We start from the raw sequence: 20591 nt of genomic DNA on the forward strand, positions 1-20591 counted from the left end.
CCCCAACAGGAGATCTGGCAATTTTATTCTTTGAGAATGATAAAGTAGATGTGACTTTCTAAGAAAATCTAAAAATAGTAGACTCTTTTATCACTTCAACTTTTATCTATCCTTTAGGAAAAAGTTCGGATGAAAAGGCATCTGTCACCTGCAATAGTTTTTGGAAGACTTTTTTCTTCAGAGCTACTGTATAATTGGCAACTGAGCCTCCATACTTGAAGTTTCGGTAATCCGTTTCTACTGCTTGGTCAAACAAATATTGCAATTTCTCATAAGAATCAATTTGCTGACCATCAATTTCAAAACTATGGATTCCTCGTTTTGCCTTGGTAATAATAGCGTCAAACCAGGCCTTCTTCCATTCTTCCAAGTTCTGGAACTTGCCTTTCGAAACCTTCTGGATAATGAAATCATCGCCAAGGGTGTCACGTCCCTCGCTCAGCGCCTCATCCTTGTATTTATTAGAAGCATATCCTAGGAAACCATTTTCGTAACCATAATAACCCCACATACGGAAGGCATTATGCTTGAAGGAGATGGCTCCAGGAGCTCCCTGACTTGTATTTCCACCGTAGATAGCATCCACCATCTTAACATTGACATAAGCTGTCTTGAGTTCTTCTGGTCGGTAAGTTCCCTGATAATGCCTATTGGTGATGATGTTATTTTTGATTAGATCATCTACAGAATTTAGCTGAGTCTTGGCTTCCTCATCTGTCAATGGACGGACATAGTCCCACTGATTAGGAGCAAGGAGTTTATTGTCCTTGTCCTGATAGCGCATCTGCTTGGTCATCTTGCTGAACCAAGCCTTCTTCAAAGCCAGATCATTCTTAGCGAGAACTCGTTCTCCTTCCAGATAATCTAGAAGCATCAAAGCCTCATTATAACCCTTCATGTAGTGGTCAATCTGCTGACGTGTTTGCAACTTGGTTGGATCTGGATTGTACCATTGATCCCCATCATTTGGTCGCATGTAAGCCATGTTGAGCCCGAGAGCGCCATATTCACCCTGATGGCCTTCCTCAGCCGGTGACTGGAGCATACCCTGAGCATAGGCTTCTACATAGGTTCCTTCACGATGTTTGTATCCCCCCAGATAGACAATACGATCGTTGACGTGCGTTGTCTCATGGGTGTAGACAGACAAGCCATACTCACTCATCATATCTATTTCTACAAAGTGCACAGCATCTCTGGCATTGATATTAGGATAGATAGAGGCATAGGCTCCTAGTTTATTGTCCTTATAGTAGCGACCTGCTGGCCCAAATACTTCACGAATTGGCGCATAGTCTGCCATACCACTAGTATGTCCATAACGCTCTATCCAGCCACGTCCATCAACGCGATAGCCTTCCCAAACTGGTGTAGCTACATTAAAGTCACTCTTAACCATACGGTCTTTGACATCATCAGCGGCAAGACGATACCAAAAGTCCAAGTAAGTCAACTGACGGTCCGCTACTAGATCAATGTCAGCTTTCATCTGGTCTATGGTTTTGCCAGATTTATCAGCTGACCCGAAGGTAATGGTATTGTAGTTGGAAATCAGGAACATCTGTGCCTTCTTGACATTCAACAAAGGCAGAATCATATTGCGATGCAACCAGTTATTCAGATTGTCATAAGCCCGATGCTTCCGATTTGCAATTTCTTGATTCTTCGAAGCTCGCTCTGCTATGTACACATGGCCCTTAGTGGCATTCACAAACCAGTCATTCATATCCTTGTCAGTCGTCAACAACTGTCTGTTGTAGTTTAAGAAGGCATGTAAATCTTCAGATTTTGTATCCTTGGCTAGGACTCTGGCAAAAGTTTCATGAGTCTGATCGCCTTTTAGGTTACTTTCTCTTGAACCGAGTTCAATCAATCGATCCAAGACATCCACATTTTTGCCATAAAAATCTGGTTTAAAAAGCATGAGTTCTTTCAGATTATAATCCGCAAATCGGATACCGTAATAACGATTGAGATAAGCCAGACCAAGCATGATAGCAGACTGATTATCCTGAACTTTTTGCTTCAAGGAAGCCATGCTAGCAGGTGAATCATTCCACTGGTAGTCTAGATTAGTAAGTAACTTATCAACCAGACTTCCCAGCTGCGCTTTGACCTCTGCAAAGCTTTCTTCTAGATACCAATTCTTCACAGCCTCAACCTTCTTATCAAGGCTGGTGGTTTGATCATCTAGGATTCGATAAACCCCATCAGACTGTAAGTCCACTGTTTTCAGGATTGAGGTCAGGTCCTTGGCTAGGGCTGAACGGTCCTTAACCAGCATATCTGGAGTATAAAGTACATCCAAGTCAGCAATCTTGTATTCCTTGATAGCAGTCAAGCCAGAATTTTGCGAGGTGATTTCAAACACATCCTTGGTCTTGTCTGCATAATGAACCATGATATGATCTGCCGCTGACAGGTCCGTCACAAATTCTTGCCCCTTCATAGCAATAACAGAGACGACCTCTTTCTTGGATAGATTGTGATCAAGATCCAGCTTGTTCCCTTGATTAACGATCCATTCTTTATTATAGAAAGGTTGCAATTTTTCAAGGTTGCGATAGGCCTGATCATGGCGACTATCATAATCTTGGATATCCTGATAAGTGTACTCTTTTACACCAGCAATCGTAGGAGAATCAGCACTTGACTTAGCCAGGTAGTAGCTATAGCCTGCTTCAAAGGTTTTCTGAGCATTTCGTTGAATCAAGTCAGTTGCCTCAGCAGTTACCTTGTAGTACTCTTTTCCGTTTATTCTCTCAGTTTGAATAGACTTGATGGCTAAACGGCTAGTCTTATGATCTTTAGAGCTGACCTTGAGATAGTAGTTTTCCAAATTCCTTGGTGCTTCCGTTAAGTACTGAATCTCAGTCTCTCTGCCATTGTCAACCTTGATAAGGCTTGTTTCCTTGATATCTTTTATTTCCAGCTTTTTAAGCTCTAGACGGAGCTTTTGGTCCTCAAGCAGAGTGCTCTCCTCACCCTTACCACGATTAAAGACCATCTTTGTAGATATGGTGTAATCCGTATAAAGTTTTAGATTATCAACTGTTGCTTCCAGCTGATCACTCGTTAAGTCAATGGTCTGATCCTCTAGCCCCTTGGCTTTAATAGTGGCACTAATTTTTGAAACGGAAACACCATCTGCCTTCTCCAAGTTATAACTTAAGCGAGCTGAACGGCCCATCGAATTTCCAGTAATATTTGAAAGAGTTAGGACAGGTTCAGGTTTAATTTCTTCTTTTTCCTTGCTGCCACGGATGATAACCTGATCTTTAGCTTCTGTTAAAATCCGTGTTGTCTCTTTCAGCTCTGAGATACGTTTCCCATCTTTTTCCTCATAGCTGGTAACAATCTCTTTCTCACCATCTTGACCGACTTGCTCGATTCTTGTTTCACCGACAAGCATGTCTGGATCAATCTTTTCCCTAGTTTGTTTAGGAATCAACTCTTTTCGGACTTCAACATGTAGAGTCGGTTTTGCATCTTGAACGAGCGCTTCAGTGGCATTCACACCACCACTATAGCTAGGGAGTTCCTGTTTCAGAGTATCAACTGGGACTGCGCCTCCTTCATACTCTGGCAAGGCTTCAGCTACTGTACCCGAACCATTAACGCCTTCTTCAAATATTGGTTTAGACGGCTCAACTAAAGATTCGCCGGATACCCCACCTGTAAATTCTGGGCGTTCCTGTTTCAAGGTTTCAACTGGGACTACGCCTCCTTCATAATCTGGCAAGGCTTCAGCTACTGTACCCGGACCATTAACGCCTCCTTCAAATATTGGTTTAGACGGCTCAACTAAAGATTCGCCGAATACGCCACCGGTGAAGTCTGGTTTGTCATGGACTTCTGGAAGGCCACTTTGACTGCTAAAGTCGAGTGTATACTCTGGTAAGGTTTCAGCTACTGCTCCAAGGCCATTGACGCCATCCTCAAATGATGGTTTTGTTGGCTCAACTAAGGATTCGCCTGATACACCGCCTGTGAACTCAGGATGTTCCTGTTTCAGAGTGTCAACTGGGACTGCGCCTCCTTCATAATCTGGTAAGGTTTCGGCTACTGTACCTTGACCATTGACGCCTCCTTCAAATGTTGGTTTTGTTGGCTCGACTAGGGATTCGCCGGATACGCCGCCTGTAAAGTCTGGTTTGTCATGGACTTCTGGGATACCACTTTGACTACTCAATTCTGGTGTATACTCTGGCAAGGTTTCAGCTACTGCTCCTGGGCCATTGACTCCACCTTCAAATGTTGGTTTTGTTGGCTCAACCAAGGAGTCACCAGATACGCCACCTGTAAAGTCTGCTTTGTCATGGACTTCTGGGATGCCACTTTGACTGCTAAATTCTGGTGTATACTCTGGTATGGCTTCAGCTACCGTACCTGGGCCATTGATTCCTCCTTCAAATGTTGGTTTTGTTGGTTCAACCAAGGATTCGCCGGATACCCCACCTGTAAAGTCTGCTTTGTCATGGACTTCCGGGACGCCATTTTGACTACTCGAGTCCGGTGTGTACTCTGGTAAGCTTTCTGCTACTGTACCTAGGCCATTGACTCCACCTTCAAATGTTGGTTTTGTTGGCTCAACCAAGGATTCGCCTGATACGCCTCCTGTAAAGCTTGCTTTGTCATGGACTTCTGGGATGCCACTTTGACTGCTAAATTCTGGTGTATACTCTGGTAAGGATTCAGCTACTGCTCCTGGGCCATTGACGCCACCTTCAAATATTGGTTTTGTTGGCTCAACCAAGGATTCGCCTGATACCCCACCTGTAAATTCGGAAATTTCATGAACGGCTGCTTGATTTACTGGCTTTGCAGGAATTTCTGGATTTCCACTAGACGTTAGATTTTGGCCTGTTCCTCTTAAATCCGACTCTAATAAATAACCGACATAGTCATAGCCTTTAATGTCTATAATCCCTTGTGATAAACCATCAGCAGACACAAGGGTTTTAGTCTGATCATAAGCTAGTAAGTCCTTGTGTTCAAAAGCAAATACTTGATAAGGTAGTAATAAACTCTTACCTACAGAAGCAATCAATAACACTCCAACTATCTTAGAAGGTTTTTTCTTGGAAAATAGGAAAACCACCAAACTAGCAGTCAAAAGACCAAGACCAGCCAAGGGGAAGGTGACGGATCCTGTTTGAGGTAAGACGGCTTGTCCCTGCTTGCGATAAACTAGATAATAGCTCTCTTGACTAAGATCTTGTGGCAATTCATGATGAATGAGTTCACGTTCAGCAGCTGTCAACTCCGATTCTGCTAAGTAATGAAAGGAAACTTGCTTGGTTTCATCAGCCTGAACCAGTTTCGGTTCAAGTGTTCCTCCAATGAAGGCAAGTCCAATCAATACCGAGCCCACTCCCATGCTCAGTTTACGAATGGCAAATTTTTGTAGCTTTTTTCTATCTTCCATATCAGCTTCGTTCTTGTCCTTAAAGACATCTCCTTTATTCCGTTTTCATAATCTTATTATAATATTTTGTTGATTTTTTTACAAAATATTTTCGAGATAAATTGATATTTTTTAAATAAAAAAGTGGATCAGCATTGGCTGAACCACATTTTTAGTCTGGTACATATTCCAATATATCACCTGGCTGACACCCCAGTTCTTTACAAATAGCTTCCAGGGTTGAAAAACGGATAGCTTTCACCTTACTTGTTTTCAAAATCAAAAATTTTCAGGAGTGATTCCAACACGTTCGATTAAATTGCCCAATCGCTTCTATAATCCAAATTCTACACTTCTTATGAATTAAAATATATTTCAAGTAAACACTTTTTAATAATCTCAAGATTACTCAACATAATCCAACAAATAGCCATAGCCCTTTTCTTCCATTTGATCCTTAGGAATAAAGCGAATGGACAGACTATTGATACAATAGCGTAGACCTCCCTTGTCCTTAGGTCCATCTGTAAAGACATGTCCTAGGTGAGAATTCCCTGTTCGACTTTTGACTTCCGTTCTGACCATATTGTATGACTTGTCTTCCTTGTAGGTCGCAACATCTGGACTGATAGGCTGGGTAAAACTTGGCCAACCACAGCCCGATTCAAATTTATCTTTCGAAGAAAAGAGAGGTTCGCCAGTCGCAACATCCACATAAAGACCTGCTTCAAATTTATCCCAGTAACGATTTGAAAAGGCACGTTCTGTTTGACCATTTTGTGTCACGGCATACTCCTCTGGAGACAAAAGTTTTTTCAATTCATCGTCGCTCGGTTTTGGATATTGACTTGCATCAATAACAGGATAGGATGCTTGATTGACATTGATATGGCAATAGCCATTAGGGTTTTTCTGGAGATAGTCTTGGTGGTAATCTTCAGCCACGATAAAATTGCTTAAGGCTTCCTTTTCAACCGCTAGAGGTTGGTCGTACTTCTTAGAAACTTGGTCAAAAACTTGATTGATGACTTCTAAATCTTTCTCATCTGTATAGTAGACTCCTGTTCTGTACTGAGTCCCCACATCATTTCCCTGCTTATTCTTACTGATTGGATTGATAATGCGGAAATAATGAAGCAAGATCTCTTTTAGAGAGATTTGATTGGCATCATAGGTCACATGAACAGTCTCAGCATGCCCAGTTTGGCCGATCAATTCATACTGGGTTGTTTCTCCTCTACCATTAGCATAACCAGAGACAGCATCTGTCACACCTGCTACTCGTGAAAAATATTCTTCGACTCCCCAGAAACAACCTCCAGCTAGATAGATTTCATGCAAGTCAGCATCTTTACTTGAATCAGTTTTTTTCTTGGCCTTTTGTCCTTGACTAACTGCTGCCTTCTCGATTTGAGTGGTATCTGTGTAGCTTGCGCTCCTTTTTTCCAAAAGAAATAAAATTCCGATAATAATGCAAATGATGATTCCAATGAATACAATTATTTTTAATTTATCATTCATGATGAGCCTCTAATCTATGCTTTTTAGCGTCTGTAAAATAGTTTCTTTGTCCATAAAACCTGGTTGGGTCTTAACGAGTCTACCTTCCTTATCAATAAAGGCCTGAGTCGGATAAGAACGAACTCCGTAACTCGCCAAAAGTTGTCCCGAAGGGTCTAACAATACTGGTAAATCTTTATAGTCCAAGCCCTGATACCATTTCTTGAAGCCTTCTTCTGCTTGCTCGCCTTTTTGACCAGGAGAAACGACTGTCAAGATTACAAAGTCATCGCCAGCTTCTTTTGCCAGTTCATCGGTATCAGGGAGGCTGGCTAGACAAATAGAACACCATGAAGCCCAAAATTTGAGATAGACCTTTTTGCCTTTGTAATCTGATAGGCGATAGGTTTTACCATCAACTCCCATAAGCTCAAAGTCTGGAACTGCTTCACCTTGTTTTGCCATTTGAGAACTAACTTGCGCATTTTTGTCTCTATTTTGCTTATCAGCTTGGTTCTCCATCTGATTGTTACAAGCCGATAGACAAACCTGACTAGTGCAGACCAATACAGTTGCTTGCCATGTTTTCATCTTCATCACCTTCTTTTTTGTTATATGAATATAGATATTGGCTTTGTAGTTCTATTATATACCTACCTTGCTAAAAATACTTAGAATCTGTTTGGAAAATCAATAATCTTCTTGATTACCAAAAAACTCCCACCTGCTAAGCAGATGAGAGCTTTGGATTATTTAAAGATAGAAGTTTTAAAGCTATCTGTTTGTTGAAGAAGTTTCTTATAAACAGCTTCCTTAAGTTTGGTTACATTATTTGTTGACACAGACTTATTACCATTCTTCTCTGTTTTTAAGGTTGCAGCATCCTTAGCAGCAGCTTCCTTGAACAAGCGAAGAAGATCACTGTAAGATGAAATGCTAGTTCCATTTACTTCAAAGGTTGTCAAACCATTTGTAGCCTTGTCTTTCACTTCTTTATAGTAAGCTTTCTTCCAATCTTCAAGATTGTTGAATTTTCCTTCAGAAATCTTGTTGATAATAAAGTCATCACCTAGGGTGTTCTTACCTGCAGCCTTAGCCTCTTGTTTATACTTATTAGTAGCATAGCCTAGGAAGCCTTTTTCATAGCCGTAGTAACCCCATAATCTGAATGTATTATGTTTAAATGACATTCCTCCAGGAGCACCTTCACTTGTGTTACCACCATAGATACCTGTCATCATAGGGACGTTGACATATGCAGAACTAAAGTCATCTGGTTTATAGATACCATTTCCTGGTCCACGGTTAGTCATAAAGTTGTTATCTACTAGGTCGTTCACGGAATGAAGTTGAATAGCTTTTTCAGTATCATTTAGAGCACGAACATTATCGTATTGGTTCTTAGAGTTTCCTCTCATTTGCTTATCAACTTTCTTGAACCAAGCATTATTCAATTCTTGACTATTTTGTCCAAGAACTGCATCAGCCTCAAGATTGTCTAACATCATCAGAGTATCGTTATAACCTTTCATGTAGTTATCGATAGCTTCACGTGATTTAAGATCATTTGGATTCGTATTATACCATTGGTTACCATCGTTAGGTCTTTCAAATGCCATGTTTAATCCTAGAGCTCCATATTCACCTTGGTGGCCTTGTGTTGCAGGTGATTGAAGCATACCTTGGGCAAAGGCTTCAACATCTGTACCTTCACGACGACCAAAATTACCGAAGTAAACAAGACGGTCATTTAAGTGTGTAGTCTCGTGTGTGAACGCAGAAGCTCCGTATTCGCTAATCATATTAGACATAACGAAAGTTACTTTAGCACGATTATCATTTGGATTATCGTAAATACTTGCATATGCTCCAGCAACAGCTCCATTATCACCGTAGTATTCTCCTACAGGTCCATAGATTTCACGGATTGGGGCATATACTTCCGTACTATTTTTGAATTGGCCATAGCGTTCAGGCCAGCCTGGCCAACCGTGACCCCAAACATAGAATCCTTCCCAAACTGGATAGACGATATCTTTGAACAATCTATTCTTCACATTATCCAAGGCCAATCGATGCCAGAAATCAAGATAATTAATCTGACGTTGTGCGGCTAGATCAATCTCCGGTTTAAGTTTTTCCAAAGTAGTATTGTACTTATTAGCTGTACCATAAGACATCGTATCGTAAGTAGAAATGAGGAACATTTCTGTCTTATCTAGATTCAACAAAGGTAGAATCATTTTTCTATGAAGACCACGAGTCAAATTGTCATAAGCACGATATTTATGTTCGCCAACTCCTGGATTTTGAGAAGCTTTTTCTACTACATAGACCTTATCCTTAGTCGCATCAATGAACCAATCATTCATATTATCGATATTAGTGAATAATCCTCTGTTGTAGTCTAAGAAACCATTTAAATCTCCAGATTTAGTGTATTTCGCTAGAACCTCACCGAAAGCATCGTATGTTCTTGAACCACTGATATTATTCTCTTTAGATCCAATTTCAATTAATCTATCAAGAACATCAACGTTTTTACCATAGAAATCAGGTTTGAATAACATTAATTCTTTAATATTAACATCACCAAATTTAACGCCGTAGTAACGGTTTAAGTATGTTAAACCTAATAATAGGGCAGCTTTATTTTTCTCAACTTTATCAAGAATCATTTGTTGAGCTGCGGGAGAATTATTAAGTTGGTGATCTTCATTTTCAACTAGTTTAGTTACTAATGTATTAAGATTAGCTTTTACATAGTCGAAACTTTCTTCTAAGAATAGATTTTTAATCGCATTTACTTTATTAGGTCCTGTTCTGCCAAGTTTTTGGTAAATTGGATCAGATTGAAGCTCGATAGGGTTTAAGATATTTACGATACCGTTAATTAAAGCACTATGATCTTTTTGAACGATATTAGGTGTATATTTAATACCTAAGTCTGTTACAGTGTATTCTCTAACATTACTTAGACCCTCATCACTAGAAGATAGGTTGAAGTAATCTTTTGTTCCATCAGCATAGTGAACAATAATTTTGTTTGCAACACTTAGATCTGTTACAAAGTTATTATCATTCATTGGAGTAACAGAAATAACTTCTTTAGTATTTAACTTGTGGTTCTTATCTAATTTATTAGCTTGATTAACGATAAAATCTTTGTTATAGAATGGTTGTATTTTTTCAATATTCTTATAAGCAAGTTTATAGTCTGGATTGTAGTCTTGAATAGACTCATAAGCTGCTTCACGGGTGCTTACATTGTTCAACTTGTTCAATTCATAAGATTCACTTATGAATTTATCAGCTGTAATATTGTAACCAGCAACACGCTTATCAGCTTCTTCCTTAGTCAAATGTTTGAGTTTTTTAGGACTCTTGGTATCTTTACCAGTACCATCCTCAGCTGAGCTATAGCCAACTACGCCAAAAAGGTCTTTAATATGTGGGCCACCATCTTCATCGTTAACATCGTTAGAACCAAATATTTCATGACCTTTGATTACTTTAGCATATGTTACGTTATCTTGTACAGCTCCATATGGCCATGTTTTAGAGGCAATACCACCAACGTTTCTAGTATTTTTAACATCAAGGATACCCTTGGCAACAGAATTTGTTAATCTTGCTTTTGTACCTGATTTCCAACTATTTAGCATGTAAGTGACAAATGGCACTAGCATACTTGCATTTGCATTTTGCGCCGTAATAGTCGCATCTACATAGGCTCTATTGACAAAGCCCATATAGTTTGAACCAGCAATGCCACCAACTGTCGAGTTATTTCCTACAGAGTTGATTTTACCAATAAAGGCGACATTTTCAACCTTACCATCTTCATCAATCTTATTGACAATACCTGCAACATCATTGTTACCAGTAACCGAACCAGTCACCTTAACATCTTCAATCAGACCTTTATTTTTAAGGTTAAATCCAACCGTAGCAATTTGATTTTGACCAGAACGATTAATATCTACATTTTCAAAGTTAATGTTCTTAATAGTCCCACCATTAATGACATTGAAGAGGGGATGTTCCAAATTATGGATAGCAAAACGTTTGTCACCATCACTCAATAGTTTACCAGTAAACTCCGAAGTAATGTAAGATTTACCTTGAGGAACAACGTTACGAGCACTCATACTTTGACCCAGTTTAAATTCACCAGCAGGATTTGCCTGAATGGCTTGGATCAATTCTCCAAAGTCGTAGAAAACACCATCCTGACTAGCTTTTGGTTTTTCAATATAGTAGGTATAAGTTTCATTAAAGCGATTATCGACATTACGTTGAACCAAGTTCTCCGCTACTGCTGTTACCTTGTAGACTTGTTTTCCATCAATTGTTGACTCTTCGATTTTTTGAACCGCTAGTAGATTGGTCTTATGGTCATTAGAGGTAACTTTCAGATAATAGTTTGACAAGTCGGTTGGCACTGAAGTCAGTCGAGTTTCATCCATTTCGATTTGATTTTCATATTTGATCAAATCCGTTCTTAGAATATCTTTAATCTCGATTTTCTTTAAATCCAGCCTTAGTGGTTCTTCCGCAAGAACTACTTCTTCATTCCCATTTCCACGATCGTAAACCATCTTAGTCGCAATCTTGTAGTCCTTGTAATACTTCAAGTTTGTAAGATTAGCAGTCAGGTCTCCCTCAGACATATTGACTGTTTGAAGGCTAGTGTCTCCATCTTTCAAAACAACTTCAAGAGATTTAATGGTTACACCTGTTGGTTTGACCAATTGGTAACGAACCTTGGCACTACGCTCTAATTCTTCTTTGTCTATATGAGTGAGAGTCAACGTTGGCTCAGTCAGGATTTGATCACCTTTTTTGATGATACGATCTTGAACTACTTCAACAACTTCCTCTGAAATCGTTGGAGCATCTGCAGTTTTCACTCCTTTAAGAGTCTTATAGACTTTGGTAATCTTTTTCTTACCGTTTTGACCAGCTTGAGCAACAACTTCTGTTCCCTTCGGAAGAGTGCTGTCTACTTCTGTTCTTGTCTCGAAAGGAATTTCTTCAAATGAAACTTCTTCAACTTGACCTTCAATAGCCTTTGTACCACGACTAATTTTTTCGTTTACTGGTGCCGTAACAGTTTCTGTACTCGTGCTGATTGGGTCCCCAACTTTTTGGCCATTGACTGTCTTATAGACACGATGAATCAGCTGACTTCCTGCTTGACCGTTTTGAATCACTGTTTCTTCATCAGTGTAACGAGTATCATCAGCTACATACTCCTTTGTATATGGAACTGCTACTGTTTCAGTTTCTGTAATAGTTGCTTCAGCTACTTTATACTCTGGCAATTCTGGCTGAACTAGGGATTCACCTTGGTGACCTGCTTCTTGGGTTCCTTTGGCACTAATCTCGCCTGTATAAGCTGGGGATTCTGGCTGAACTAGAGATTCACCTTGGTGCCCCTCTTCTTGGGTGCCTTTGGCACTAATCTCACCGGTATAAGCTGGCGTTTCTGGTTGAATTAAGGATTCGCCTTCATGACCTGCTTCTTGGGTGCCTTTAGCTGTGATCTCACCGGTGTAGGCTGGCAACTCTGGTTGAACCAAAGATTCGCCTTCGTGGCCTTCTTCTTGGGTACCTTTGGCTGTAAGCTCGCCTGTATAAGCTGGGACTTCTGGTTGAACTAGGGATTCACCTTCATGACCTTCTTCTTGGGTGCCTTTGGCTGTAAGCTCGCCGGTGTAGGCTGGCAACTCTGGCTGAACCAAAGACTCACCTTGGTGACCTTCTTCTTGGGTGCCTTTGGCACTAATCTCGCTAGTGTAGGCTGGCAACTCTGGTTGAACTAGGGATTCGCCTTCGTGGCCTTTTTCTTGGGTGCCTTTGGCACTAATCTCGCCCGTATAAGCTGGAGCTTCTGGTTGAACTAGGGATTCGCCTTCGTGACCTTCTTCTTGGGTGCCTTTGGCTGTAAGTTCGTCGGTGTAGGCTGGCAACTCTGGTTGAACCAAAGATTCGCCTTCGTGGCCTTCTTCTTGAGTTCCCTTAGCAGTCGTCATTTGCTCTGGTTGGTCTTGGAAGTCTGATGCTTTAAAGTAACCGACGTATTCGTATCCTTCGATTTGAATGACACCTTTTGCCAAGTCCTCTTGACTACTTGCTGCAATCGTTTGATTGAAGGAAACCAAGATTTTATTCTCAAAGGCTTGAGCTGACTGAGGGATAAAGTAACTACCACCTAGAGCTCCGATAAAGAGAAGGCCAAGCATTTTATTGCGGTGTTTTTTAGACATCACCACAACAACCATAGACGCTGTTGCAAAACCAAGAGTTGCCAGTGCCAGCTCCTTGCTTCCAGTGTTTGGCAATTGTTGAGAATTCACTTCCTTCTTTCTGTAAACAAGATAGACAACATCATCTTGCTTTAAATCAGAAGGGAGTTCGTGATGGATCAAAGCTTTTTCTGCTTCTGTCAATTCTTGTTCAGCCAAATAACGGTAATGAACTTGGTTGGGTGTTACCACTTCGTTAGCTGAAACAGTTTCAACTAAAAAGTTATTTGCCCCCAAAAGAAATGTCCCGATAACCGCAGAACCGACACCAACCGAGAACTTCCGAATAGAGTATTTAATGACTCTCTCAAACTGCATTTTTCTAGTATTCATTTTATATCTTCCTAATATGATCTATTGGATATTGAGCACGCGCTCCTCCAATGAGTTTTGGTCGACTAGCAAGTGCCGTTACATGAGCCTGACCAATCTCTCTTAAAACTGGTCGAATGGGTACCTGAACATGTTTGATATGCATACCGATAGCTGTATCACCAATGTCCAGACCAGCATCTGCCCTGATAAATTCGACCTCCACGGGATCCTTCATATAGCGGAAGGCGGCCAATTGACCAGAACCTCCTGCATGTAAGGTCGGGAGTACACTCACAATCTCCAACTGATGTTTTATAGCTACTTCTCGTTCCACAACTAAAGCCCGATTGACATGTTCACAACCTTGAACAGCCAGGTGAATTCCCTTAGCCGTCAACAGTTCCAACATAGTCTTGACAATAAGTTCACCGATTTCCTGACTCGAATCTTTTCCGATGTGTCCTCCCAGCACTTCACTCGAAGACAAACCCAAGACAAATAGTGCTCCCTCCTGTAAAGAAGCCTTGTCTAAAACATCTTCAAGTATCTGCTGTGTTTCTGTTTGAATCCGTCTTTGGTCCATATTTCACCTCGCTTTTTTTCATTCTATCATATCGTTTTTCATCAATTTTAGCAAGATTGGAAGGCATAGGAATACCATTTGCTAGGATTCAAAAACTATATGAGGGCTCTTTTTAAAAACTGATTCAAATTCATCTAGTTTCAAATATAAGATAAATTATACTTTGGAAACAAAAAAAATATAATAGTTTAGTAAAATCGTTGATATACCAACATTTACACCTAAAAGATTTGTCTGTCAATTCGATTATAAGCTACCGAAAAGCAACTTCTACCATTCTACCCCATTTCTTCTATTAAAGCTACTACTTTGCTTATTTTTTAGCCACTTTTTCGTCCATGTAGATTTAGATAATGATTCAGAAAATTTTCATGAAATTATGCTAAAATTTTAATTTTATCCTCAAATTATAATATGTCAGTTTTTTGAATACAAACTGTATCCAATATTTTTAAAAACTAGATTTTACAGAGAAGATAACAAAAGGCGGTGGGACAGAAATCGATAGACAAAGTCTCGATTTCGTAGCCCCAGCCCCGCGAGGATGATTAGGAGCTTTTTGGAGTCTAAAAGACGAACAAAAAGTTCAATCAGCTACCGCGTCAAAGTATGATTGCTAATAAAAAGTGAGGTCGGGATCTTTTATCCCAACCTCTTTTTCTAGATTAAACTTTTTGGAGTCCTTGGACAGCATCATGATTGATGAGTAGTTGCCCATATTCTTGGAGGACAGAACGACTGATATCACTATCATCCGCAAATTCTCGCATACGAGCCAACAACCAAGCTGGATAAAGGCTAGGTTGATCTTCTACATCAACTAAGACTGTCAAATAGTACTGATCATTCATCTTATAGAGTTCTGAAGTTTCCATTTGGTAGTCAACCGTTTGGGCAAAAGAAACCAAACTAGATAAATCGTCAAAACGTAAGATGTAGTAGATATAAGGCTCTCTTTTTCCTTCTTCTACTTCGAGGGCTTCATCAAGCGCTGCTTCTTCTTCCTTTTCAACCTGCTCTAAAGATTGAATAGCTTCAATATCATCTTTAGTTTTTTCTGCCATGGTTTTCTCCAAGGTTTTTAAAAACTCATCTGGAGACATTTTAGCCAACTCATCCATATCAGGAAGATCTGCCAAATCGTCAAAATCTAAATTCTGGTCGATCTTAGATTTTGTCACAAAAACATCAACCTTGTCTGGCTTAGGTGTTACTCGGAAGCTGAGCATACCTGTATCCAAGAAGCTATCTGGCATCTCTAGCTCATCCAAGATTGCATAGAAAAATTCTTCTGTTTTCTCTTGTGGAACGAGAAAGTCTGCGATTTCCATCCCTCGATCCATCAAATCCTCTAAAGACATGGTGATCTTTAATGTCGTATCACTGATTTGTTTCATTTTCATAGTTCGTAACCTCATACTTTCAGTTCTATCTATTATACAAGATTTCACAGATTTTATCAAAAGAATGGCGTTGGAATGTGATATAATACTAGTATCTATTTTAGAATATAAGAAAGAAAATTTCATGAAAAATATTAAAGTAAATGCTTTGGCTAGCTTGCTGGTCAATATCTTAAATATCGTTTTTCCTTTGATTACTAATCCCTATCTAACACGGATTCTTAGTAAATCCAATTACGGTTACTTCAACACTGCCAACACCTGGGCAAGCTTTGTCATTCCACTTGCTGCCTTTGGGATTTACAATTATGGGATTCGAGCTATCAGTAAGGTTAAGGATGATAAGAATAAGATCAATTATGTCTTTTCTAAGTTATTCTATATTTCCCTGATTACTTCAATTCTGACAACAGCTATCTATTTCCTCTTTATTCACTTTGATACCAGTATTGTCAATCTAAAAATCCTTTACTACATCCTTGGCATCCAAGCTCTCTTCCAATTTCTGAATATCGAGTGGATGAATGAAGCCTACGAGAATTATTCCTTTATCCTTTATAAAACACTGATTATTCGGATTGGAATGTTGGTGGCTATCTTTGCCTTCGTCAAGACACCTGATGACATCGTTCCTTATGCTTGCATCATGAGTGCGACAACTATCATCAACTATCTACTCAGCTTCCTCTGGATTAAACGAGAGGTCTCCTTTGTTAAGATTGAGTTCATCGAACTTCTCAAGTCATCTAAACCACTCTTAACCATGCTCCTTCTGGCAAATGCTAATATGCTCTATACCTTGCTGGATCGTATGTTCATCACTAAAGGACCTGATGAGAATTTCATCTCTTACTACACCATCGCCTCCAGTATCGTTATGCTGATTGCTAGTGTTCTTAGTGGCGCTATCAACGTCAGTATCCCACGACTTGGTTATTATCTAGGAAAAAAAGATTTTACTTCTTATAAAAATTTGGTCAATCAGGGTGCATCACTGTTTTACTTCCTCATGGTCCCTACCAGTATTGGTATTATGGTTTTAGGAACCTATGCTACAGTTATCTACTCTTCTGAGAAGTATCTAGAAGCAGGAATCGTAACGAGTGTCTTTGCCTTTCGTACCATTATCTGGGCTATCGAATTAATCCTTGGAAAACAGATTATCTTTATTAATGACCATGAAAATCGTTTGACCGCCTTCTACTTTATCGGTGGCGGTGTCAATGTCATTCTAAACTCTCTACTCCTTTTTAACAATATCTATACTCCAGCATACTACATTGGGACAACCATTATAGCTGAATCAATTGTAGTTCTGCTAGAAATTCGCTTTATTCAGAAGCATAAACTATTGGATTTGAGAGAGATTTTTACAACCTTGGCTCGCTACACAATCGTGTCACTCGGTTTCATCCCAATTTATTATGTTTTTAAAATCCTCTTCCAAGTTTATAGCTATGAAGTTACGATGAAGATGATTAGCATGGTTCTATGCACAATTGTTGCTTGCGGCATCTATTACGCTATCACACTCTTTATTATCAAAGATAAAACACTTCATTATGCGCTTGACTTAGTTCGTGCTAAGATTAAAAGAGGATAGAGGTCTTTATCCTTCTCAAAAATATTCAAATCAAATATGATACAACAAAAAGAAGACTCGCAAAGTCTTCTTTTTCTATGCATCCAATAGCATCATGGACAATACATACTCACTCAATGAACATGTTAAACTAAACTAGGTCAAGGCTAGACTAACCTAGCTTTAAAAAATTAGAAAGAATATCACTTACAAATCTACTGTTAGTACCTGCCCAGCTCTCACGACTTGCTCACCTGCAATGTAGACATCATCAACATCACTCGATTTGACAGCATAAACTAAGTGAGAAAGCATGTTTTCTTGAGGTTGGAGATGGATTTTTCCTTGGGGCTGGATGACGAGAAAATCTGCTTGCTTGCCAACTTCTAGACTACCAATCTCATCTTCCATTCCCAACACCTTAGCTCCTTCAATGGTCAGGGCCTTGAGGGCAGTTTCGATTGGAAATTGGCTGGCATCACCACTCTTCATTTTCTGTAAAAGGGCTGCCGTGCGTCCTTCCTCAAACATATCGAGGTTATTGTTAGAAGCAACTGAGTCAGTCGCAATACCAACTGCTACTCCTGCCATTTGAAGTTGGACGATTGCTGCAATTCCTGAGGCTAGTTTGAGATTGCTGATAGGATTGTGGGCGATAGCGACTTGCGAATCTGCCAAACGGGTAATTTCTGCTTCATTTAGCTCCACACCATGGGCAAAGACAGCTTGATGGTCTAAATAGCCAAGCTCATCTAGGAAGGCTATTGGACGTTTACCATAATGCTTCAGGATAATCCCTGACTCTTCTTTTGTTTCTGCAACGTGGATATGAAGTGGAATATCTTCTTTTTTTGCTAGGTTCAAGCTAGCCTCTAACAATTCTCGACTACAACTGTAGGGTGAATGAGGAGCCACCATAACCTTAAAATTTGGGTCTTGATAGCCTTTGATTGTCTCGATAACAGCTCGAGTTTTGGCTATAGTCTCATCAGTCGTCTCCATGTCTGAAGAAAAGAGAGTCGGAGAAAAATAGCAACGCATCTTAGACGCCTTGATCGCTTCATAAATCTTCTCTATCTCTACTCCATTGGGATTATACATATCATTGAAAGTTGTCGTTCCTGATTGGAGCATCTCTGTCAGAGCCTCTTTGACAGCCTTTGTGGTCATCTCTGGTGTGAACTCTGCTTCTGCCGGCCAGATATAATCCTCTAGCCATTCGTGGAGATTGCTATCGTCACGAATCCCTCTCAAGCCTGTCATGGCAGAGTGAGTATGGCAGTTAACCAAACCAGGCATGATCCAAGCACCCTGATAATCTATGATTTGTTCTGCTTGCTTGAGAATTTCTTGATTTTCCTGACCAACATAGACGATTTGAGAATTTTCAAGAGCCAAGATACCATCCAAATAGACGTGGAAATCTTGGTCACAAGTCACGATATTTACATGCTGAAAGACTTTCATCAATAGGCTCCTTTTCTAAATTATACTCTTCGAAAATCTCTTCAAACCGCGTCAACGTCGCCTTGCCGTATGTGTAGGATACTGACTACGTCATTTCCATCTACAACCTCAAAACAGTGTTTTGAGCAACCTGCGGCTAGTTTCCTAGTTTGCTCTTTGATTTTCATTGAGTATTAGCTTTCATACCAGATAATTTTTCTAGCTATTGTAACAAAAAAGTCACCTGAAGGCAACTTTTCTTGTTTGTTCATTGGCATTATAATGGCTTTCCCATTTATTCTGGGCTAAAAGCTGCTGCTTGCTGCATTTGATAGTATTTGCCTTTTCTCGTCATGAGTTCCTCATGATTGCCATATTCGACAATATCTCCATCGACCAAGACAAGAATCAAATCCGCATCTTGAATGGTCGATAAACGGTGGGCAATGATAAAGCTTGTCCGCCCTTTCATGAGTTTGGCAAAGGCGTCCTGAACCAGCACCTCTGTCCGGGTATCGATGGATGAAGTCGCCTCGTCTAAGATCAGAATCTTAGGAATGGCTAGAAAAACGCGGGCAATGGTTAAAAGCTGAGCCTGACCAACAGACAAGGATTCCCCTGCATTTTCAAGCTTGGTATCATATCCCTGGGGCAATTGTTGGATAAAGAAATCCGCATTTGCTGCCTTGGCTGCTGCAATGACCTGCTCTCGGCTAGCATCAGGATTTCCAAAGGCAATATTGTCATGAATGGTTCCCTGCTTGAGCCAAGTTTCTTGAAGCACCATTCCAAACTGCTGTCGAAGAGATGCTCTAGTATAGTCATAAATAGAATGACCATCTAGCAAGATATCTCCTGAATTAATAGGATAAAAACGCATGAGGAGATTGATGAGGGTTGATTTCCCTGCACCCGTTGGTCCAACGATAGCAACCTTACTACCAACTGGAATATCAATAGACAGATCCTTAATCAAGATCTTTTCAGGATTGTAACCAAAAGAAACATGTTTAAAGGAAATAGCACCCTTGACTTGTTCACTTGTCAATTCTTCCTGACCAGTTTCTGTAATCTCCAGACTTTCTAACACAGCATAAACACGTTCTGCACAAGCTAAGGCGCTTTGCAACTCGGCTAAGACTGATGAAATATCGTTAAAAGGCTTGGTGTACTGCTGCACATAGTTCAAAAAGGTCACTAAACGCCCAACCGTCAAAGTAGAACCCGCCATGATACGCAAGGCTCCAACACCAGCTAGTAGGGCATAAATGAGGGCATTGACAAAACGGGTGGAAGGATTGACTGTCGATGAATAAAAGATAGCCGACTGAGAATAACCTGCGTAGTTGTCATTTGCCTCATGAAGTCTCTCGATAAATTCTTCCTGAGCATTGAAGGACTGGATAATGTTCTGTTGGGTGAGCGATTCTTCTATCAACTGAGTCTGAATCCCCCTAGTCTCTGTCTGTTTTTGAAAGAGATGGTAGGATTTCTTAGCGATAAAGCGTGAAATGACCATAGACAGAGGTGTTAAGAGCAGAACCAAGAGAGTCATCAATAGATGGATTTGGAGCATAGCAAGGATGCTGACCAAAATCATCAAAACTCCTATGAAAAATTGGTTGAAAATCATATTCAGACCCGCTGCCAACTGCTCGATATCTGTCGTTACACGGCTGACCATTTCTCCACTACCTTGTCTATCTACAAGGGCAATCGGAAGACGATGGAGCTTTTCAATGATTTTTTCGCGTAAATCTCTGGTATAGGAGAAAATGAGGCGGTTGTATAGGAGGGGATTGGCCCATTGTACCAGCGTATTTCCTATGACCACCAAAGTCATCTGGAGGAAAATCTGCCAAAATAGCTGGGATGAACCATCGACTAGGACTTGATCAATCACCTGTCCTATCAAGATTGGTAGATAGATTGATAGGGCTACCTGAGCAATAGTACCCAAGAAAGCCAGGAAAAGAAGGACGGGATGGCCAGCTAAATCTTTTGCTAATCGTTTAAGGGTTTGACTTGCATGTTTGCCTTTCAT

General features: G+C 40.2%; 10 protein-coding genes and 1 pseudogene. 1 reads left to right on the forward strand and 10 read right to left on the reverse strand.

Features of this window, described 5'->3' with window-relative positions; translation table 11 throughout:
- Nucleotides 1–106: 106 nt before the first annotated feature.
- The 7 genes and pseudogenes from AXE83_RS07945 to mecA form a co-directional block, all read right to left on the reverse strand.
- Nucleotides 107–5428, reverse strand: a complete 5322-nt coding sequence (locus AXE83_RS07945) for an SIALI-17 repeat-containing surface protein (RefSeq protein ID WP_060956060.1) — start codon at nucleotides 5426–5428, stop codon at nucleotides 107–109.
- Nucleotides 5429–5579: 151 nt separating this feature from the next.
- A pseudogene (locus AXE83_RS10680) lies at nucleotides 5580–5734 on the reverse strand (helix-turn-helix domain-containing protein).
- A gap of 78 nt (nucleotides 5735–5812) precedes the next feature.
- Nucleotides 5813–6928 (reverse strand): peptide-methionine (R)-S-oxide reductase MsrB, encoded by a 1116-nt coding sequence (msrB, locus tag AXE83_RS07950; protein WP_049526241.1) that lies wholly within the window; start codon nucleotides 6926–6928, stop codon nucleotides 5813–5815.
- A 9-nt stretch (nucleotides 6929–6937) separates the two neighbouring features.
- A complete protein-coding gene (locus AXE83_RS07955) occupies nucleotides 6938–7498 on the reverse strand; it encodes a TlpA family protein disulfide reductase (RefSeq protein ID WP_049526243.1) in 561 nt (186 codons plus the stop codon).
- A 158-nt stretch (nucleotides 7499–7656) separates the two neighbouring features.
- Nucleotides 7657–13551 (reverse strand): ZmpA/ZmpB/ZmpC family metallo-endopeptidase, encoded by a 5895-nt coding sequence (locus tag AXE83_RS07960; RefSeq protein ID WP_060956061.1) that lies wholly within the window; start codon nucleotides 13549–13551, stop codon nucleotides 7657–7659.
- A gap of 1 nt (nucleotide 13552) precedes the next feature.
- Complete coding sequence (locus tag AXE83_RS07965; protein WP_049526246.1) at nucleotides 13553–14116, reverse strand: TIGR01440 family protein; 564 nt, start codon at nucleotides 14114–14116, stop codon at nucleotides 13553–13555.
- Nucleotides 14117–14781: 665 nt separating this feature from the next.
- On the reverse strand, nucleotides 14782–15519 hold the full coding sequence (gene mecA, locus AXE83_RS07970) for an adaptor protein MecA (protein WP_060956062.1): 738 nt from the start codon (nucleotides 15517–15519) through the stop codon (nucleotides 14782–14784).
- Between the two features lie 124 nt (nucleotides 15520–15643).
- Here mecA and AXE83_RS07975 point away from each other — a divergent pair, with 124 nt between their 5' ends.
- Nucleotides 15644–17122 (forward strand): oligosaccharide flippase family protein, encoded by a 1479-nt coding sequence (locus AXE83_RS07975; protein WP_060956063.1) that lies wholly within the window; start codon nucleotides 15644–15646, stop codon nucleotides 17120–17122.
- A gap of 186 nt (nucleotides 17123–17308) precedes the next feature.
- Here AXE83_RS07975 and AXE83_RS07980 read toward each other — a convergent pair whose 3' ends face one another.
- The 3 genes from AXE83_RS07980 to AXE83_RS07985 all read right to left on the reverse strand — a co-directional run bounded on the left by AXE83_RS07980 (nucleotide 17309) and on the right by AXE83_RS07985 (nucleotide 20591).
- Nucleotides 17309–18568 (reverse strand): TRZ/ATZ family protein, encoded by a 1260-nt coding sequence (locus tag AXE83_RS07980; protein WP_060956064.1) that lies wholly within the window; start codon nucleotides 18566–18568, stop codon nucleotides 17309–17311.
- Nucleotides 18569–18609: 41 nt separating this feature from the next.
- Nucleotides 18610–18735 (reverse strand): hypothetical protein, encoded by a 126-nt coding sequence (locus AXE83_RS11530; protein WP_257721052.1) that lies wholly within the window; start codon nucleotides 18733–18735, stop codon nucleotides 18610–18612.
- 107 nt (nucleotides 18736–18842) lie between these two features.
- Entirely contained in the window at nucleotides 18843–20591 is a 1749-nt protein-coding gene (locus AXE83_RS07985; RefSeq protein WP_060956065.1) for an ABC transporter ATP-binding protein, read from the reverse strand.

It is taken from the genome of Streptococcus sp. oral taxon 431 (assembly GCF_001553685.1).
Lineage (GTDB): Bacteria > Bacillota > Bacilli > Lactobacillales > Streptococcaceae > Streptococcus.

Coding starts and splice junctions, on each gene's coding strand:
- AXE83_RS07975 (WP_060956063.1), top strand. CDS start 15,644: ATGAAAAATATTAAAGTAAATGCTTTGGCTAGCTTGCTGGTCAATATC.
- AXE83_RS07945 (WP_060956060.1), bottom strand. CDS start 5,428: ATGGAAGATAGAAAAAAGCTACAAAAATTTGCCATTCGTAAACTGAGC.
- msrB (WP_049526241.1), bottom strand. CDS start 6,928: ATGAATGATAAATTAAAAATAATTGTATTCATTGGAATCATCATTTGC.
- AXE83_RS11530 (WP_257721052.1), bottom strand. CDS start 18,735: ATGAAAATCAAAGAGCAAACTAGGAAACTAGCCGCAGGTTGCTCAAAA.
- AXE83_RS07980 (WP_060956064.1), bottom strand. CDS start 18,568: ATGAAAGTCTTTCAGCATGTAAATATCGTGACTTGTGACCAAGATTTC.
- AXE83_RS07985 (WP_060956065.1), bottom strand. CDS start 20,591: ATGAAAGGCAAACATGCAAGTCAAACCCTTAAACGATTAGCAAAAGAT.
- AXE83_RS07960 (WP_060956061.1), bottom strand. CDS start 13,551: ATGAATACTAGAAAAATGCAGTTTGAGAGAGTCATTAAATACTCTATT.
- AXE83_RS07965 (WP_049526246.1), bottom strand. CDS start 14,116: ATGGACCAAAGACGGATTCAAACAGAAACACAGCAGATACTTGAAGAT.
- mecA (WP_060956062.1), bottom strand. CDS start 15,519: ATGAAAATGAAACAAATCAGTGATACGACATTAAAGATCACCATGTCT.
- AXE83_RS07955 (WP_049526243.1), bottom strand. CDS start 7,498: ATGAAAACATGGCAAGCAACTGTATTGGTCTGCACTAGTCAGGTTTGT.